Raw genomic sequence first — 18,552 nt, forward strand, 5'->3', positions numbered from 1 at the left:
CACAATGAAAACCATTTTAGAAGTCAAAAATCTTAGCGTTTCCTTCAACACGTATAGTGGCGAAGTACAGGCTGTACGCAATGTTTCGTTTGACTTATATGAAGGCGAAACATTAGCAATCGTTGGCGAATCAGGGTCAGGGAAGTCCGTTACTTCGAAAAGCCTATTACGCTTAAATCCTCGTGAAACAACAATGATTAAAAATGGCCAAATCTTATATCATAACAAAAACATTTTAGATTACAGTGAACAGCAAATGCGTGGGCTTCGCGGGGCTGAAATCTCAATGATTTTCCAAGATCCTATGACTGCATTAAACCCTACGATGACGATTGGCAGTCAAATTGCAGAAAGCATTAAAAAACATACGTCTTTACGTGGCAAGCAAATAATAGAGCGGGTTATTGAATTATTACAACTCGTTGGCATTAAAGAAGCAGATAAACGCTATAAGCAATACCCACATCAATTTTCAGGTGGCATGCGTCAACGAATTGTCATTGCAATGGCACTTGCTTGTGAGCCGCGCATTATTATTGCAGATGAACCGACTACAGCATTGGATGTTTCGATTCAAGCCCAAATATTAGAATTGCTTAAAAACATCCAAAAAAAGATGAATCTCTCGATAATATTTATTACCCATGATTTAGGGGTTGTCGCAAAAATGGCTGACCGTGTTGCCGTGATGTATGCAGGTAAAATTATAGAAATTGGCTTAGCCGATGAAATTTTTTACCACTGTCAACATCCTTATACACAAGGGCTACTCGCTGCGATGCCGAATCCAGATATCGATGCGGAATCATTATATGCCATTCCAGGGACACCGCCTAACCTATTGCAACCACCTGTGGGAGATGCCTTTGCGGCTCGCAATAAGCAGGCACTTAAAATTGACTTTCTAGAAGAACCACCTATGTTTAAAGTAAGCGATACGCATTATGCTGCAACTTGGCTATTGCACAAGCAGGCACCTACAATGATACCTGTTCATCAACAGCTAGCGCAGGAAAAGCAAAAAGAACGTGAGGAGACACCTCTATTTGATACAAACCATCCGTTTTTATCCTTAAAGGAAGTGAAGCAATATTTTAAATTAGGGAAAAATACAATTAACAAAGCGATAGATGGTATTACTTTTGATATTTATAAAGGGGAAATTTTCGGTTTAGTTGGCGAATCCGGCTGCGGCAAATCTACTACGGGACGCTCTATTATCGGACTCAATACGATAACAGATGGCACCATCCAAATTGATGGGCAATCCATTTATGATGCACAGACAAAACAAGAGAAGCTTGCCTTTCATCGCAAAGTACAAATGATTTTCCAAGACCCTTATTCTTCTCTGAATCCACGGATGAAAATAGCAGACATTATTGCGGAAGGTCTTGCAATTCATGGCGTACCGAAAAGTGAATGGAAAACAAACATTTATGAGCTTTTAGACATTGTAGGCTTAACCAAGGAATATGCGAATCGTTATCCACATGAACTAAGTGGTGGACAACGTCAGCGCATTGGTATTGCACGTGCGCTTGCTGTAGAGCCGAAATTAATTATTGCCGATGAACCAATTTCTGCATTGGACGTGTCGATTCAAGCGCAAATCGTTAATTTGCTAAAAAAGCTCCAGAAGGAACGAGGGTTAACGTATTTATTTATTGCACACGATTTGTCGATGGTAAAATATATAAGCAATCGTATCGGGGTCATGCATCGAGGTAAAATTGTTGAGTTAGCGGAAAGTCAGGAACTTTATGACCACCCTATCCATCCTTATACAAAATCATTATTATCGGCTATTCCTCTGCCTGATCCTAAACTAGAGCGTGAACGACAAAGGATTATTTTTGATGAAACCAAATACAACGCCAATGATCGAGCAAATGAAAAGTTTATAGAAGTCCGTCCAGGTCATTTTGTCATGCTTACGGAGGATGAATTAATGCAATATCACCAAACAAATGCTAAAGGTATATTGCAATGAAGTTATCTAAGGTGATGCTGGTGACTGTTTGCATTTTTTTATGTTCCTTGTGTTATTCGTTATTATCAAGCCACACTGTCGCACTACTAACAATGATTAACTACACGTTTATGTTATCGCTTGCTTGTACAATTGTTGGAGGCTCGTTATTTGTTGTGCAAGGTGGTTTTTTCAATGGCATTGGTTATAGCTTTAAACGTTTTTTTGCTCGCGTTTCAAAAAATGGAGCGTACGCTTATGAATTAGATGGTAATCTGGAATTTATCCAAGCACCTACATATTCCTTTACTTATCCTCTTCTACTAGCTGGAACGCTCGGTTGTCTTATCACAACGATTTTATCTGTTGTGTTGTATTGAAAAACCAAAATGATTTCCCATTATACGGAAAAGCATGAGACTGTAGAGATAAAGGATAGATCTTCACTACAACAAGTCCTACCACTACTTTCGTGGTGGGGCTTACCTCGTAATATTCATTAATTGCGCTTTAGGATGCTGTGTAGAAATCTCCATAATGGACATTCATGTGATAGAAAAAGTGTTAGATTGACTGCCATCAATCTAACACTTTTTTTGCTGCGCCGTTGTTGTCCGCTTCGGCGGTGCTTTCCGCAGGCACACACGTAAGCCGCAACCCTCGCTTACGCGCAGGTTTGTTGCGTCTTACGCTGTGTGCGTTCCCGCAGGAGTCACCGCCTCCGCTACCAACAACTAGTTTTTTCTTCTAATTTATTATTCATTGCAAAAGAAAGATCAGTTCATATTTTATGCATGTTCCTTAGTGAAAATTTATCAATACCAATGTACCGCTATTTAAGATTTTAAGCTTATGTCCCAGCCACTTTCCCTTTTATCCCTAATTCGTTTTTTTACTTATCGATTTCAACCCATTTGTAGCTAATATCCGCTGAGAATGGATGTTCATATAAATTTTTCACATAAGGCTTCTTTAAACGACTTACACCTTTTTGGAATGTTGGAGCAAATGCCACATCTTCCATCATCAGCTTTTCAGCTTGTTGCATTAATTGCCAACGCTCCTTAATATCAGCAGTCGTTTTTGCTTGCTTAATTAACGCGTCCACTTCTGCATTTTTATAATGGGATTGGTTATAGTAAGCAGTTGATTCAAATAAATCAATATATGTCATCGGATCTTGAAAGTCCGGACCCCAGCCACCATAGTCTAAATCGTAGTCAACTGCGCCTTCTAATGCTAGTTTTTGTTTATTCGGCTGCATATTAATCGTTAGCTCTAAGCCAGCAAGATTGGTTTCTAATTGGTTTTTAATAAATTCAGCTGCTTTTTTTGATTCTGCTCGGTCATATGTTAAAAATTCTAGAGTTACTTTATCAACTCCTAGTTCTTGTAAACCAGTAGCCCACGCTTTTTTCGCCGCTTCAATATCTGTTTTATTCATATCACCATTCGCTTCGCGGAAATCAACGCCATTCTCATCCGTTGATAACCCTTGAGGGACTAAGTAGTAAGCAGGAATAGAACCGTCCTGTAAAATGACATCCGCAAATCCTTGTTTATCCCAAGCCATATCAATCGCTTTACGAATGTTTTTATTCCCTAAAAACTTGTTTTCATGATTCATACGAATAAAATACGTATTTGGTTTTAAAAATGTTGAATATTCTGGGCTATCTTTGTATTGCGCTACATACTCACTTGATAACTCAGTCGTATCAATTTCCCCTGCCTCATATAAGTTAACTGCTGTAGCAGTATCTTTTACAATTTTTTGCGTTATTTTCGTTAGCTTAACAACATCTTTGTCCCAATAGTTTTCATTTTTTGCAAAAGTCCATCCTTGTCCGTGCTGCCAAGACTCCATAATAAATGGACCATTATAAATCATGTTTGCTGCTTCTAACGCGTATTGATCACCTTGCGCCTCTGTAAATTCTTCATTTAACGGGAAAAATGGCGCGTAAGTTGTTAAGCTTAAAAAATATGGAATTGGTGCATTTAGTTGCACTTCAAGCGTAAAATCATTTAGCGCTTTTATGCCGATTTTATCTACCTTACCAAACAGTGGATCTCCTTCTGTTTGCACATTTGCAGCATTTTTAATATCGAGCATTAAATAAGAATAAATTGCTTGTGTTTCAGGATTAATTGCTCTTTTCCAAGCGTAGACAAAGTCATGCGCCGTAACCGGAGTGCCATTGCTCCACAGTGCGTCTTCACGTAACTTGAACGTATACACCGTACCATCTTCTGATACTTCATATGACGCTGCCATACCTGGCACAGGCGTATTCTCTGGTCCAATGCGATATAACCCCTCAAATACTGAATTCATCGCCGTTACAGCGAGTGCATCTACACTTCCTAAAGAACTCATCGTCGTTAAATCTCCGCCTGCAACTAAATGAAGTTCTTGTGTAACAGCAGACTCTCCCCCATCAGTAGCTTCTTTGTCCGTGCTATTTCCCCCAGTTGAGCTACCGGCTGAATTGTCTTCTTTACCATAGCAGCCCACTAATACAACGAGCATAAGACCTAACAATACAACGAGCCATTTCGTCTTTTTAGCCATACTCAAAACCCCTTTGATTTTATTGCACGATGGATACCGTACTGATTAACTAATATGCAATAATCATGCCGATACTTTTCTAGACTTATAAAACTGGCATAGAATTTGCAATATATTCTAGAAAGGGGGAATTACAGCATGTCACAACTACAAAAAGTACGAGGAGCATTACAAAAACAACAAACAGAGGCGCTTATCATCACAAACAATCAAAACCGTCGTTATTTAACTGGATTTACAGGGAGTGCTGGTACAGTAGTGATTACACCAACAAAGTCAATGTTACTTGTGGATTTTCGTTATACCGAACAGGCAACGAAACAAAGCCGTGCTTTTGAGGTACGTCAAATAGAACGCGCACATTTATATGAAACGATTCAAGAGATTTTCGATGCCGAATCTATCCAAACAGTTGGATTTGAACAACAGCATGTGAGTTACTATACGTATCAATTAATGGCTAGTAAACTAACAGCTACATTAAAACCGCTATCAAATATTGTGGAAGATTTGCGAATGATTAAAACACCTAAGGAAATAGAACTAATAAAAAAAGCAGCGTGGATTTCAGACGAAGCGTTCCAACATATTTTAACATTTATTAAACCTGGTGTTTCAGAGATTGACATTGCCAATGAATTAGAAGCGCATATGCGTAAAAATGGTGCTACTGGGGCTGCATTCGATATGATTATCGCTTCTGGTAAGCGCTCCGCCCTACCACATGGTGTTGCAACTGACAAAATCGTAGAACAAGGCGATATGCTAACACTCGACTTTGGTGCTTATTATCAAGGTTATCGTTCAGATATGACGCGAACAATCGCTGTAGGTGAGCCACCAGAAAAATTAAAAGAAATCTATCAAATCGTATACAACTCATTGCAGCATGCGCTCATGCATATGAAAGCTGGTATAACAGGGAAAGAAGCCGATAGTTATAGCCGCGACTTTATTACAAGCAAAGGTTATGGGGAACATTATGGACACGGTTCTGGGCATGGGATTGGCTTAGATATTCACGAAAATATTTTTATGTCTACTGTTTGCGAAGATCTGCTAGAAGAGAATATGGTACTTACAGTGGAACCTGGTATTTATATAGCCGATTTAGGTGGTGTCCGAATAGAAGATGATGTCATTATCACAAAAGATGGCATTGAAATCATTACGCACTCACCAAAGGAGCTTATTATTTTATAAGCGCTTCATACTGTGAGAAGAATATTTCTATATTTTATACACTTAGTGTCGGCATGTTTAGATTTTAGACACATTCGTCGCATCTTTTGCTAACAGCAATTTTTAAGTAATTACATGTACATTACATTAGATATGTCAAAGTTTCTAGTCACCGGCTGATAAGAAATACTACCGACACGCTATTTTAATTATGAACATCATTTTCTATCGTTTTCTGGTAATTAAATAGAGAATCGAGGTTTTATTATGCATCTATCAATGAAACAAACACAAGATTTGAATTTAGTGATGACCGTGCAACTTCGCCAAGCCATTGAATTGCTACAGTATTCTACTCAAGAACTAGAGCAGTTTATCCGTGAACAAGAATTGATGAATCCATTAATAGCATTGACTGAGCCAACAGTCCCAGAACGTATGCCTACTTCAAAAACTATAACTGGTCAAACAAACATGGTAGATACTTTATCTACATATGAACAAAATATTCGCGATGAGTTATTTGAACAAGTGAAGTTAACATTCTCTAAAGACACAGATATAAAATTACTTAAACATATTATTTATCATTTAGATGACAACGGTTACTATGAACCACCTATTGTGCCTATTTATAAGGAGCATGAAATTCATAAAGGTATTCACTTATTACAAACAATTGGACCTCTTGGTGTTGGGGCACGCAGTTTACAAGAGTGTTTACTGTTACAAACAATTTATCGTCATGATAGTCCAAAACATACTGATGAAGTGATTGCCAATCATTTAGAAGCATTTGCAAATAAAAAATGGCAACAAATCGCGAATGAGTTACATATCTCGCTTTGCGATATGCAAGCCATTTATCAATTTATTCTAACTTTACAGCCTAAACTAAGTTCACTGTTCCATCAAGAAGCCATTCAACACAATACGCCGGACATTATTGTACAAGTTAAGGATAATGTTATTACATTTTCTTTAAATGACTTTTATTTGCCTAAACTTAAACTTCACCCTGACTACGTTCCATATATTACGAGCAATTCTTCTGACAAGGGTTATTTTAAAAAGCATTTATCAGATTATCAATGGCTCGTTAACAGTATTGAACAACGGCGCCTTACCATTATCAAAATTATGACGGCTCTTATTGACAAGCAAAAAGCCTTTTTTACACATGGCTTTGCTGCTTTACAGCCTCTCACATTGCGTGAAGTTGCTGAGCAAATTGGTGTACATGAATCAACCGTTAGTCGTGTTACAACAAATAAATATGTTCAAACACCATATGGTACGTATGAGCTTCGGGATTTATTTACTTCAAAATTACAAACAACTACAGGTGACAGCGTGTCCCAAGTAAAGGTGAAATCACTGCTGACTGACTATATTAAGAACGAAAATAAAAATAAACCGTTGTCAGATCAAAAAATTGCTAACTATTTCAAAATGAGTCATGGTATCGAAATTTCACGTCGTACGATTACAAAATATCGTGAGGAGATGAATATCCCATCATCTTCACGACGCAAGGAAATTCAATTTAGTTAAGCATTTGAAAGGAGCTATCGCATTGTCGATAGCTCCTTTCCTGTCTATTTTAAGGGGGGTTACACATTCAATTTTGTTTCATATTAACAAAGACGCTTTTTATTTCTGTATAGTTGGACAGGCCGTATTCGCCACCCATTTCGCGACCTATACCTGATTGCTTATAGCCACCAAACGGCATTGTTTCCCATTCTAAACCAAAATCATTGATCCATACGGTTCCTGCTTGTAGTTTACTAGAGATATAGTGAGCTTTTTTCACATTTTCCGTCCAGATACTTGCAGCTAATCCATACTTACTATCATTTGCACGTGCAATGACTTCTTCTATTGTTTCAAACGAAAAGATGGACATGACTGGCCCAAAAATTTCTTCTCGGGCAATTGTCATATGATCTTGTACATCTGCAAATACAGTAGGTTGCACAAAGTAACCTTTGTTAAATGCACGCCCACCACCTGCTACAAGCCGTGCACCTTCTGCTTTTCCTTTTTCGATAAAACCAAGTACTGTATTCAATTGTTTTTGCGAAACGAGTGGACCCATTTCTGTCTGTGGATCTAATCCAGGTCCTAGTTTTACTTCTTGTGCATTCTCAGCAAGCTTTTCCACGAATTGATTGTACAAACTACTGTGCACAAATACACGAGTACAAGCGCTACAGTTTTGACCATGATTATACATTGTTCCTGCAAATGTACCTTCGATTGCAGTTTCAATATCTGCATCTGCCAACACAATTGCTGGCGATTTACCACCGAGTTCTAACGTCACACTTTTCACATCATCTGCTGCTTTTTTCATAACATGAATACCTGTTTTTGTTGAGCCAGTAAATGCAACCTTTGCGACACCTTTATGTGTGACAATGGCCTCTCCTGCCTCTCCTGTTCCAGGAACAATGTTCACAACACCATCAGGCAAACCGGCTTGTTTCATTAATTTCCCTACATATAATAATGACAACGGTGTTTCCGCTGCTGGTTTAATCACAACGGTACAACCAACTGCTAATGCAGCGCCTAATTTCCATGCAGCCATGGCAAGCGGGAAATTCCACGGAATAATTTGTCCAACAACACCTACCGGCTCATGAACCGTATAGTTTAAATAATTTTTAGATACTTGTACATTTTGCCCTGTTATTTTTGTTGCCCAACCTGCATAATAACGGAAATGTTGCACAGTACCATCTACATCATCAGCTAATGCTGTTTCGTAAGGCTTCCCATTATCTAATGATTCTAACTGTGCTAATTCCTCACGGTGTTCCTCTATTAAATCCGCAAATTTATAAATAATACGTGAACGTTCAGCTGCCTCCATGAAAGACCACTCACCGTCAAATGCTTTTTGTGCTGCTAACACTGCGACGTTGATATCTTCAGCTTGTGCCTCACTTACAGTTGCAATGACTTCTTCATTCGCTGGATTTAAAACGTCAAAGCTTTTACCTGATTGAGATGCCACGTATTCACCGTTAATGTATAACCCAATCGGTGATTGTAAAAATTCTAGTACTTTTGGTTTCAGCGTTAATAAAGCCTCCATATTTGACACCCCTTTTGTTAATGAAGTTCAGTAACCAACACATCTAAGTCAGCCAAAATAGCTTTTAATTGCGCATCTTCTTCTGCCGTCAGTGGCAAACGTGGTAAACGGCATGGTCCACCTGCCCAACCTTTTAGTTCCATTGCACGTTTAGCAATTTGTACATATTTACCTGAGCCTTCTAAAAACGCACATAATGGTAAAAGTCGATCGTAAATGGACCACGCCTTTTCTAGATTACCCTCTTGTACATTGTTGTATAGTTCAGTTACAAGTTCAGGCACGATGTTCCCTGATACAGAAATCCAACCGACCGCACCGACAAGGAATGATTCAATTGCTAAATCTTCTGATCCACAAAATACTTTAATATCGTCTTGTCCTTGGCGTACAATATCACGTGCTTTGCCGATACTACCACTCGATTCTTTGATATGTGTGATGTTTGGTACTTCTCTGCCTACTTTTAATATCGTGTCCAAACCAATATCCACACCTGATGTGAACGGATTGTTATAAATCATAATTGGAAAGCTAACCGATTCTGCTACTGTTTTAAAGTGTAAATATATTTCCTCGTCTTTCGGATGTGCATAATAGGAGTTAATAAGTAATGCAGCGTCTGCTCCAGCCTGTTCAGCTTGTTGTGTATAGGCAACAGCATCCGCTGTAGTCTCTGCAGCTGTCCCTACGATTAACGTAATACGACCTTTAATTTGATCGACTGCTACTTCTACCGCTTTCATACGTTCTTCTTTTGACAAACTTACAAATTCCCCTGTACTACCGTTAATTGCAATGCCTGTTACACCTGCTTCAATAAAATGTTCAATATTTTGACGGAAACCATCCCAATCAATGTCTGTTTGATTTAACATCGGCGTTACTAATACTGGAAATACACCTTCTAATTTTTTCATCATTCTTTCCTCCTCAGTTTTAGTTATTACACAATGATGAATCCTTGTTGTAATGGATCTTCGCTATCTACTACAAATTGATGGATTCCTGTGATATATCCTTTTAATGCAATTTCGTAGCCAACTTCATGTTTTCGTGTCAACTCGATACTGCTGCCGAAAATACTATTATTTATTTGAACTGCTTGATCGCCTAATATAGCAGTTAAAGCTAATGTACTATCAACACTTGGCGAACGTAAAATATAGCCATCTCGTTCAAATGTTACTGAACGTACCATACTGTCTAATTTTTCATACACAATTACACCATCAGCATCATGATATTTGGCACTTTCAGTTATTCCCCAAGTGCTAATATAAGCTAATTCATCTAGCACGAGTGCCTTTATATGATGCGGTTTTTCCATCACAATATAGTGTCGTTCATCGTCCACTACAACTCGCTCACCGGCTATCCTTGCTGGCTTCACTGTCAAATGAACTGACAGTACTTCGTCTTTTGATTCCGAAAGTTTTACATATACTTGGTGGATACCTTTTACCGTTTCAATCGAATAGATGTTGTCGTCTGATAATTCAATTGTGCCGCATTCTAGTAATGCCGTTGTCGTTGCTACAAGTGCCTCATACTTATAATCTGTCGATGCCGCATGTTGGAAAAATAATAACCGAAATGAAGCAACGGCAGATGGCAATATTACGCAGCCATGCATACCACGATGTCCTCGTGGCTCATTTAATAAAAGGTTTTTCGTATTTTCAAATTGTGTATTTAATGCAGTAGCCGCTTCTGCTATTTGTTCTTGATAAATGGCAATAGGTGATTGCACCACTATACGAAAGGCTTCCCCCACTACTTGTGTATCAATTGTTTGAAAAGATTTGTTATAGTTCATCTATATCCTCCTTTAGTGATCCATCGGTGGAATCATTAAATAGCCTTCTTTTAATGGATCTTGCTCATTGTAAAAGAATTTATGCATGCCCATTACCCATGCAGACCCTGTTACTTCAGGGATAACGGCCACCCCATCACCTACTGTTACTTCCTCTAGTACACGTGCTGTAAATAATGTTCCTACGATACTTTCATAAACAAATGGTTCATTGACTGCCAGCTCATTTTTCGTATAAAGCGTAGCAATTTTAGCTGACGTTCCTGTACCACATGGTGACCGGTCTATCCCACCTGGTGGTACAACGACTGTATTTTTTAAATGTGCTAATTCATTGGTAGCATCCGTATAAAACTCCATATGTGTGAGTCCCTCAATAAATGAAAACTCAGGATGGACAATCTTTTCTTTGGCATTGACAGCATTTCGGAGACGAATACCTGTATTAATGATTGCTGTCGCATTTTCTACTGATAAATCAAGACCTATTTTACGAGCATCGACAATACCATAAAAATTGCCCCCATAGGCTATTTCACATTCAACTGTCCCTAGCTCTGGATCCTCAATATCCACTTTTTTTAATAGAAATGAAGGTACATTTTTAAATGTCACTTCTTTCGCAATTCCTTCTTCTACTTTAATTTGTACATCGATTAAACCTGCTGGCGTGTCTAATGTAATATTTGTATACGGTGTTTGAATGTCTATTAATTTTGCTTCGACAAGTGCTGTACATACACCAATCGTATCGTGTCCACACATTGGTAAGTAGCCACCCGTTTCGATATAAATAACACCAAGATCGGCATCTGGATGGCAAGGGTCAGTAATAATCGCACCTGACATAACACTATGGCCGCGGGGTTCGTTCATCAAAAACTTGCGTATCCAGTCGTAATGTTTTTGCATATATAACATTTTGTCTGACATCGTTTCCCCTTTTAGTTTCGGCATACCACTAATAAGTGACCTTGTTGGATTGCCCCCTGTATGGGTATCAATTGTGGTAAATAGCTTTTGGAATTTCATGTGTGAAGTACTCCCTTCTGAAATCGATTCATATTAACTGGCTCCGTCGGAATACACGTATTTTTATGTTGCAGCAATTCTTGCACGAGTTTTCCTGTAACGGCAGCTAAGCTTATACCGTCCCCTTCATGACCTGCCGCTATATAGAAGCCAGGTACTTGCTCTACTTCACAAATAATTGGTAAATGATCCTCCGTCCATGGTCTTAACCCACAATATGTACGAATAATCGACATATCGGCGATTTTCGGATAAAAGCGCATAGCACGCCTTGCAATCATTTTGACAACATCATGATTGACTTTTGTATCAAACCCAACAAATTGACGACTACTCCCGATTAAAAAATTTTGTGCTTCGGTTGGTTCAAAAACTAATGCCACACCGTATTTTTCAATATCCGCATCCACCATCCGCTCTCCACCAAATTTAGAAATTAAATAGCCAAATTCCATCACTTTGCGAAGACCTACTGGCTCTTGACGAGACGCCACAATAAGGTGTCCTTTACGCGGCTGTATTGGAATATCGATGCCTAACATCTGGCCAATGCTTGGAGCCCAAATACCACAAGCATTAATTACTTTGTTAGCCGTCATCGTCTCCACATTTGTATCGATTAAAAATGTGCCATCTGACTGCTTCTTAATCATTCTGACTTCGGTATGTTTTCTTATGTTTGCGCCTAATTTTTCTGCTGAATGGAACATGGAAAACGTCAGCATATACGGATTCACTGTTGAGTCGGTTTTACACTCAAGCCCACCATATAAATCGTCTGCAAAAAACTTTGATTCATTTCTTAAATCTGCGCGGTCTAACATTTTAAAATCTAGACCCGCTTGTTTTTGCCGTGTCACCCATTGCTGTGCAGCTTCTATTTCTACTTCACTTTCACAAACAAGAATACTTCCTGGGTTACGATATTCAAATTTAATTTCCAAGTCTTTATCTAAGTCATGTACTAATTGTTGGCTTACTAATGACATTTGGCTATCAAAGCCCGGGTCCTTATCAATGGCTAAAATATTGCCATCACAACGAGAAGATGTACCACTCGCTAATTCATTTTTTTCGAGTACCGTTATTTCAAGTCCCGCCTTTGCACAATAATAAGCAATTGCCGCTCCAATAATGCCTCCGCCAATAATAACGATATCATGATGAGATGTCCCCAAGGTTCTCCCCCCTTTTTTAACTAGCACTTAACATTGTGCAAAAACTATGCCAATCTAAACATCTGAAATTTGTTTGATTAAGAAGCCACTATATGTCAAAATAAATTTTAATATTCTAAAAAATTTGACACACGGTTACGAAGGGGGACTTACATTGCATCCATACCATTTAATTATGAATAAAATGCTAAAACGAAATTTCGCTTTTATCCCTATAGAAGAAGTCATTACTAAAATGAATAATGATAAAATACAGTATTTTGTTATTGAAAATGACAAACCTTATGCCGTTAAAAGAGGCAAACGAAAAAGTGATATTAACTATATCGCCTGTCAAATTGTTCGTATGGATTGTCCGCTCAAAACAGCGCTTGATTATTTAGAGGAATATGAGTATTTACTTGTGCGTGACGAAGAAAAAAAATATATAGGTTATTTATGGAAAGAATCCTTAATGCATGATCTTGCCTATGAATTAGAGTGTACTAACGCTTACTTAAACACTATTTTAGAAACCATTAATGAATCATGTACTGTCATTGATGGTAATCAAAACGTCATTTATTGGACAAAAGGTGCCGAAAGTATTTTTTCTGTATCTGGCAATCATATTATTGGACAACCCATCACGAATTTCTTTAAAGAAGACCAACTTGAAATATTACATACATTACAGCATGGGAAATCCGTTTATCAGCAACAACATTTTCCTCGTGAAGATCTTGTCGTGATGATTAATTCAAATCCTGTTATGTTAAATGATAAAACGATTGGCGCAGTGGTGGCAGAGACAGATATTACGCATGTAAAAAAATTAAACGAGGAGCTCCATATTACATCGGAAAAATTACTGAATTTAGAGAAACAGATGAATACGAATGGCTTAGCGTATGATCCTTTTACATTAATCCGTGGCAATAGCCCACAGCTTAAAAATGTGCTTGAAAAAGTAAAAAAAGTCGCTGAAACAGAAGCCAATATTTTAATATATGGTGAAAGCGGGGTCGGCAAAGAGCTTTTCGCTCGAGCCGTCCATGCCATTCGAGAAAAACCTGAAGCGCCCTTTGTAGCAATCAACTGTGGGGCCATTCCAAGTGGCTTATTTGAAAGTGAGATTTTCGGTTATGAAAAAGGGGCCTTTTCTGGTGCCCATCAAAAAGGAAAAAAGGGGAAAGTTGAGTTAGCACGTGGCGGCACCTTGTTTCTAGATGAAATTGGGGAAATGCCTTTAGACATGCAAGTGAAAATTTTGCGATTGCTACAAGAAAAAACATTTTATGCTGTCGGTGGCACAAAAGAAATGGATGTTGATTTTAATTTAGTTGCTGCTACGAATAGGGACTTAAAACAATTAGTAGCAGAAGGAAAATTTAGAGAAGATTTATATTATCGTTTAAATGTTGTAAATTTCACTGTTCCCCCATTACGAGAGCGTGCATCAGATATTTTAGAAATTAGCAACTATTTTTTATATGAAAAATCGATTAAATACAACCGCCCTATTCAAGGAATTCCTCCTGAGATTGTCAATATTCTATTACACTATCAGTGGCCAGGAAATGTACGTGAACTTAGTAATGTTATAGAACGGCTCGTTGTTTTTTCAAATGAGGGAGCCATTCATGTAGAAGATTTACCAGCCGATATTTTGGCGGCTGTTCCTAAAGCAGAACTACTAGAGGTACCAAAAGACTTGCCACATAGCAATGGCTCCCAATTAAGTGAACAGCTTGAACATTATGAGCGAGAAATTATTTTGCAACAACTGATTTCTGTGAATGGCAATAAAAAGATGTGTGCAAAAAAATTAGGCATTACACGCGCCACTTTATACAACCGATTAAAAAGGCTAAATATAGATGTCTAATTTTTTTAAACTGTCCATTTTTTATACACGTATTGTTTGATACTTTATACATTCGTTGGATGCTGATTAAAATAATAAAAGAAATTATCTGGCATAGTTTTTGCAGTAACTATATATGTAAATAAAAATTGCGTATTAGGGGTGTAGGCTATGCAAAATAAAACTATGATGGTATGTCGTTGTGAAGAAGTTAGCTTCGATGAACTAGTCAAAACAGCATCTGAATATAATTGTTCTGCACGAGAACTAAAATTACGTACGCGTGCGGGAATGGGCTACTGTGGTGGTCGTACTTGTCGTACAATGGTAGACCAAATCGCACATATCTATCAGCCAAGAAGCAATAATGACATATCATTAAAATACCAAGCGCCCATTCGTCCGGTGCGTTTTGCGGATTTAGGGGAGGTTAAATCATGACAGAACGTATTATGAGTCATCCTATTTTGGGAGATCTGCCACACAAGGAAAAAGTATCTTTTACTTTTGATGATCAATTATACGAAGCATATAAAGGCGAATCATTAGCAGCTGCATTACTTTCCCAAGATATCCGCACATTACGCGTGCATGAGGAAACCGGTCATCCACGTGGTATTTATTGTAATATTGGTCATTGCTTTGAATGCCGTGTAAATATCAACGGCTTAGATGGAGAACGTGCATGTATTACGCCAGTCACTGAAGGTATGGTTGTAAAGAGTGGCAAAGTACTTCCAACGACGGTACGTGATTGGAGGAAACATCATGGGAAATAAAGTAATTATTATCGGTGCTGGTCCTGCTGGTCTTTCTGCAGCTATTACTTTGGCTGAAAAAAATATTGGCGTTGTTGTTATAGATGAGTACCTTTATGCAGGCGGACGTTTACTTGGACAACTTTACGAAGAAAGCCCAAATAAATGGTGGAATGGCATAGTAGAATCCGAACGATTATTAGCTCGTGCTAAAGAATTGAATGTCGAGTTTTCTTTACAAACGTCAGTTTCAGATTTAGAAAAAATAGATCAAGATTGGGTACTCCATACGAATAAAGGTGTTTTCCATACAAAGCAGTTGCTCTTAGCTACAGGTGCCGCTGAATCACCGTTCCCTATTCCAGGATGGACGTTGCCTGGTGTGATGTCTGTAGGGGCTGCGCAAGTCATGACAAATGTGCATCGGGTAAAGCCCGGCAAGCGCGGCGTTATTATTGGTGTTAATGTGCTTTCTTCTGCAATTGCTATGGAGTTGCAAATCGCTGACGTGCAAGTGGCAGCTATCACATTACCTGCAGCCAATTTATTAACAATTAATAGTAGTAATCCATTAGAGGTAATGAATTCTTTATTGCATGTTTCTCATATGGCCCCTTCTCCACTTATAAAAATTGGTAGTAAGTTTATGAAAAATGAATTCCTAAAGAAACTTGGGATTACATTCTATCCTAAAGATGGGGTTAGAATGTGGGGGATTCCAATTATGTTGCGAAAAGCTGTTATTGAAATTGTGGGTAAAGACCAAGTTGAAGGTGTTGTTCTTGCAACAGTCAATATAGATGGTTCTATTGTTCCAGGCAGTGAGAAACGCATTGATGTAGATTTTGTTTGTATCGCAGGAGGATTATATCCGTTAGCAGAATTGGCCTCTTTAGCAGGTTGCCCCTTCCATTATATTGAACAATTAGGCGGATTCGTCCCTCTACATAATGAACAAATGGAGACGAACTTAACAGGCTTACATGTTGCGGGCAATATTACAGGAATTGAAGGCGCAAAAGTAGCATTCGCACAAGGAAAAGTTGCTGCCCTCACTATTGCATCCAAGTTAGGTGCTAGCGTTACGCAACTAGACATTCAACAAGCAATTGAAGATGTAGAAACAACAAGGGCTAATGCCCATATCCAATTCCATCCGGAAGTTTTAGTAGGTCGTCAAAAAATGAAGGAAATATGGTCACAAACTTTGTCACATACGCTAAGTTAATTATGTCCATTTTTTTAGACAAAAGTAAAAAAGTGTATACAGTTTTTAAATCAATTGTTCCTATAAAAAATCTTTCTCTAGCTTTTTAAGAGAAAGATTTTTTATTTTTTTATAGCCTTAACCCATTCGTTTCGTTGTCGAAAAAACATGAAGCTCAATTATTGGCATAAAAAATGCATTATCCATTAGTAGAAATAAAAGTTGAAAGGAGGGTTTCTATAGAACGATAGAGGAAGAAACAAGGATGTGGGCTGTGAAATGATTCTTTAAGGGGGAGAATAAATGGAAGCAATCGTAAATACTTTAGTTGATTACATTTGGGGAAATGCACTCGTTTACTTAGCATTAGGTGTAGGCTTATATTTCACTGTTATTACAAAAGCTGTTCAATTTCGTTATATTCCTGAGATGATACGGTTATTGCGTCAACGAGGGGAAACGAACGAAGGCATCTCTTCTTTTCAAGCTTTCTGTATGGCGTTGTCTGGACGTGTCGGGGTTGGTAATATTGCTGGGGTGGCAACTGCTATTGCTGCTGGGGGACCCGGTGCAGTATTTTGGATGGGAGTTATGGCCTTCCTCGGTGGAGCAAGTGCATTCATCGAATCAACTTTAGCACAAGTATACAAAGAAAAGGCGGATAATCAATATCGTGGTGGATCTCCCTATTATATTGAAAAAGGGTTAAAATTAAAAGGATTTGCCATCTTTGTAGCAATCGTAATTTGTATTTCGTATGGAATTTTAGTGCCAGGGATTCAAGCAAACACAATAGCTGCTTCATTTGATACAGCATTTCATTTTCCACCATTTGTAACAGGTATAATTATTGTTGTACTTTTAGCATTAATCATTTTTGGTGGCATTAAGCGGATTGCACGAGTAGCAGATAAAGTTGTCCCAATTATGGCGCTTGCTTATGTTCTATTAACAATCATTATTTTAGGAGCTAATTTAAGTGAAATTCCTGGAATGCTTAAATTAATCGTTACAAGCGCATTTGGTACAAATGAAATATTCGGAGGTATCGTTGGAGCGGCTATTGCCTGGGGTGTAAGACGTTCAGTATTTTCAAATGTGGCTGGTGCAGGTGAAGCAACATTCAGTTCAGCTGCCGCTGAAGTAACACACCCAGCTAAACAAGGTTTAGTCCAAGGTTTCTCGATTTATATTGATACGATAATCGTTTGCACAGCAACGGCTTTAATGATTTTAATAACAGGTATGTATAATGTAACACCTCCTGGCGCTACAACACCGCTTGTAGAGAACGTTCCAGGCCTTGTTGCAGGTACTGCTTATACGCAAGCCGCTGTATCTACTGTATTTCATAATCTTGGAAGTAGTTTTGTAGCCATTGCCATTTTCCTTTTTGCCTTTACAACTTTAATGGCATACTATTATATAGCAGAAACGACAATTGTATATCTAGATAAGAAATTACAATATCCAATATTAAAATTCGTTTTAAAAATAGTTTTTTTAATAGTCGTTTACATCGGAAGCATTCAATCTGTGAGCCTTATGTGGGGATTGGGGGATATTGGATTCGGAAGTATGAGCTATTTAAACTTTATTGTAATCGTTTTATTATCAAAACCTGCTATTAAAGTTTTGCGTGATTATGATCGTCAAAAGAAGGCAGGCCTGGATCCTATTTTCGATCCACGTGAGGTTGGCATTGAAAACGCCGATTTTTGGATTGCATACAGTGATAGATTTAAAAAGAAGAAATAAGTATGAAATAAAAAACAGTCAGCACTCAGCTGACTGTTTTTGTTGCCTAGCGACGTCCTACTCTCACAGGGGGAAGCCCCCAACTACCATCGGCGCTAAAGAGCTTAACTTCCGTGTTC

General features: G+C 38.2%; 15 protein-coding genes and 1 rRNA gene. 9 read left to right on the forward strand and 7 right to left on the reverse strand.

Going from position 1 to position 18,552, the window contains the following annotated elements; all coding sequences use genetic code 11:
• The first annotated feature begins 4 nt into the window (after positions 1–4).
• Together HCH28_RS21560 and HCH28_RS21565 are read left to right on the forward strand one after the other, a co-directional pair.
• Positions 5–1,993 carry an ABC transporter ATP-binding protein gene (locus tag HCH28_RS21560; RefSeq protein ID WP_221683026.1) on the forward strand — a complete coding sequence of 663 codons (1,989 nt, stop codon included), beginning with the start codon at positions 5–7 and terminating at the stop codon, positions 1,991–1,993.
• Positions 1,990–2,352 (forward strand): DUF3899 domain-containing protein, encoded by a 363-nt coding sequence (locus HCH28_RS21565; protein ID WP_009374130.1) that lies wholly within the window; start codon positions 1,990–1,992, stop codon positions 2,350–2,352. The genes HCH28_RS21560 and HCH28_RS21565 overlap by 4 nt, the downstream gene beginning before the upstream one ends.
• Positions 2,353–2,864: 512 nt before the next feature.
• Here the strand turns inward: HCH28_RS21565 and HCH28_RS21570 are convergent.
• Positions 2,865–4,547 (reverse strand): peptide ABC transporter substrate-binding protein, encoded by a 1,683-nt coding sequence (locus HCH28_RS21570; RefSeq protein WP_221683027.1) that lies wholly within the window; start codon positions 4,545–4,547, stop codon positions 2,865–2,867.
• A 138-nt stretch (positions 4,548–4,685) separates the two neighbouring features.
• Here HCH28_RS21570 and HCH28_RS21575 point away from each other — a divergent pair, with 138 nt between their 5' ends.
• On the forward strand, positions 4,686–5,750 hold the full coding sequence (locus HCH28_RS21575) for a M24 family metallopeptidase (RefSeq protein ID WP_221683028.1): 1,065 nt from the start codon (positions 4,686–4,688) through the stop codon (positions 5,748–5,750).
• 246 nt (positions 5,751–5,996) lie between these two features.
• The gene (gene rpoN / locus HCH28_RS21580) at positions 5,997–7,283 is read left to right on the forward strand and encodes an RNA polymerase factor sigma-54 (RefSeq protein ID WP_221683029.1); all 1,287 of its coding nucleotides are present in this window, start codon (positions 5,997–5,999) and stop codon (positions 7,281–7,283) included.
• Positions 7,284–7,350: 67 nt separating this feature from the next.
• Here the strand turns inward: rpoN and HCH28_RS21585 are convergent, their stop codons facing one another.
• The 5 genes from HCH28_RS21585 to HCH28_RS21605 are packed head-to-tail and all read right to left on the reverse strand — an operon-like array spanning position 7,351 to position 12,864.
• Entirely contained in the window at positions 7,351–8,835 is a 1,485-nt protein-coding gene (locus HCH28_RS21585; RefSeq protein ID WP_221683030.1) for an aldehyde dehydrogenase family protein, read from the reverse strand.
• 17 nt (positions 8,836–8,852) lie between these two features.
• Positions 8,853–9,755 (reverse strand): 4-hydroxy-tetrahydrodipicolinate synthase, encoded by a 903-nt coding sequence (gene dapA / locus HCH28_RS21590; RefSeq protein ID WP_202342876.1) that lies wholly within the window; start codon positions 9,753–9,755, stop codon positions 8,853–8,855.
• Between the two features lie 26 nt (positions 9,756–9,781).
• Positions 9,782–10,654: a proline racemase family protein gene (locus HCH28_RS21595; protein WP_221683031.1), complete on the reverse strand. Its 873-nt coding sequence runs from the start codon at positions 10,652–10,654 to the stop codon at positions 9,782–9,784.
• 12 nt (positions 10,655–10,666) lie between these two features.
• A complete protein-coding gene (locus HCH28_RS21600) occupies positions 10,667–11,686 on the reverse strand; it encodes a proline racemase family protein (protein WP_004224302.1) in 1,020 nt (339 codons plus the stop codon).
• On the reverse strand, positions 11,683–12,864 hold the full coding sequence (locus tag HCH28_RS21605) for an NAD(P)/FAD-dependent oxidoreductase (protein WP_202342874.1): 1,182 nt from the start codon (positions 12,862–12,864) through the stop codon (positions 11,683–11,685). The genes HCH28_RS21600 and HCH28_RS21605 overlap by 4 nt, the downstream gene beginning before the upstream one ends.
• A 154-nt stretch (positions 12,865–13,018) precedes the next feature.
• Between HCH28_RS21605 and HCH28_RS21610 the strand changes: the two genes are divergently transcribed.
• From HCH28_RS21610 to HCH28_RS21630, 5 genes are all read left to right on the forward strand, one after another.
• Positions 13,019–14,731: a sigma-54 interaction domain-containing protein gene (locus HCH28_RS21610; protein ID WP_255601719.1), complete on the forward strand. Its 1,713-nt coding sequence runs from the start codon at positions 13,019–13,021 to the stop codon at positions 14,729–14,731.
• Between the two features lie 150 nt (positions 14,732–14,881).
• Positions 14,882–15,151, forward strand: coding sequence for a (2Fe-2S)-binding protein (locus HCH28_RS21615; RefSeq protein WP_004224294.1), 270 nt, complete (start codon positions 14,882–14,884; stop codon positions 15,149–15,151).
• Positions 15,148–15,489 carry a (2Fe-2S)-binding protein gene (locus tag HCH28_RS21620; protein ID WP_221683032.1) on the forward strand — a complete coding sequence of 114 codons (342 nt, stop codon included), beginning with the start codon at positions 15,148–15,150 and terminating at the stop codon, positions 15,487–15,489. The genes HCH28_RS21615 and HCH28_RS21620 overlap by 4 nt, the downstream gene beginning before the upstream one ends.
• Complete coding sequence (locus tag HCH28_RS21625; RefSeq protein WP_221683033.1) at positions 15,479–16,696, forward strand: NAD(P)/FAD-dependent oxidoreductase; 1,218 nt, start codon at positions 15,479–15,481, stop codon at positions 16,694–16,696. The genes HCH28_RS21620 and HCH28_RS21625 overlap by 11 nt, the downstream gene beginning before the upstream one ends.
• A gap of 282 nt (positions 16,697–16,978) precedes the next feature.
• The gene (locus HCH28_RS21630) at positions 16,979–18,433 is read left to right on the forward strand and encodes an alanine/glycine:cation symporter family protein (protein WP_216486224.1); all 1,455 of its coding nucleotides are present in this window, start codon (positions 16,979–16,981) and stop codon (positions 18,431–18,433) included.
• A gap of 44 nt (positions 18,434–18,477) precedes the next feature.
• Here HCH28_RS21630 and rrf read toward each other — a convergent pair.
• A 5S ribosomal RNA gene (gene rrf, locus HCH28_RS25560) occupies positions 18,478–18,552 on the reverse strand; the annotation flags it as partial.

The sequence above is a fragment of the Lysinibacillus sp. K60 genome (genome assembly GCF_019731275.1).
In the GTDB taxonomy this organism is placed as follows: domain Bacteria; phylum Bacillota; class Bacilli; order Bacillales_A; family Planococcaceae; genus Lysinibacillus; species Lysinibacillus capsici.

Coding starts and splice junctions, on each gene's coding strand:
- HCH28_RS21560 (WP_221683026.1), top strand. CDS start 5: ATGAAAACCATTTTAGAAGTCAAAAATCTTAGCGTTTCCTTCAACACG.
- HCH28_RS21565 (WP_009374130.1), top strand. CDS start 1,990: ATGAAGTTATCTAAGGTGATGCTGGTGACTGTTTGCATTTTTTTATGT.
- HCH28_RS21570 (WP_221683027.1), bottom strand. CDS start 4,547: ATGGCTAAAAAGACGAAATGGCTCGTTGTATTGTTAGGTCTTATGCTC.
- HCH28_RS21575 (WP_221683028.1), top strand. CDS start 4,686: ATGTCACAACTACAAAAAGTACGAGGAGCATTACAAAAACAACAAACA.
- rpoN (WP_221683029.1), top strand. CDS start 5,997: ATGCATCTATCAATGAAACAAACACAAGATTTGAATTTAGTGATGACC.
- HCH28_RS21585 (WP_221683030.1), bottom strand. CDS start 8,835: ATGGAGGCTTTATTAACGCTGAAACCAAAAGTACTAGAATTTTTACAA.
- dapA (WP_202342876.1), bottom strand. CDS start 9,755: ATGAAAAAATTAGAAGGTGTATTTCCAGTATTAGTAACGCCGATGTTA.
- HCH28_RS21595 (WP_221683031.1), bottom strand. CDS start 10,654: ATGAACTATAACAAATCTTTTCAAACAATTGATACACAAGTAGTGGGG.
- HCH28_RS21600 (WP_004224302.1), bottom strand. CDS start 11,686: ATGAAATTCCAAAAGCTATTTACCACAATTGATACCCATACAGGGGGC.
- HCH28_RS21615 (WP_004224294.1), top strand. CDS start 14,882: ATGCAAAATAAAACTATGATGGTATGTCGTTGTGAAGAAGTTAGCTTC.
- HCH28_RS21620 (WP_221683032.1), top strand. CDS start 15,148: ATGACAGAACGTATTATGAGTCATCCTATTTTGGGAGATCTGCCACAC.
- HCH28_RS21625 (WP_221683033.1), top strand. CDS start 15,479: ATGGGAAATAAAGTAATTATTATCGGTGCTGGTCCTGCTGGTCTTTCT.
- HCH28_RS21630 (WP_216486224.1), top strand. CDS start 16,979: ATGGAAGCAATCGTAAATACTTTAGTTGATTACATTTGGGGAAATGCA.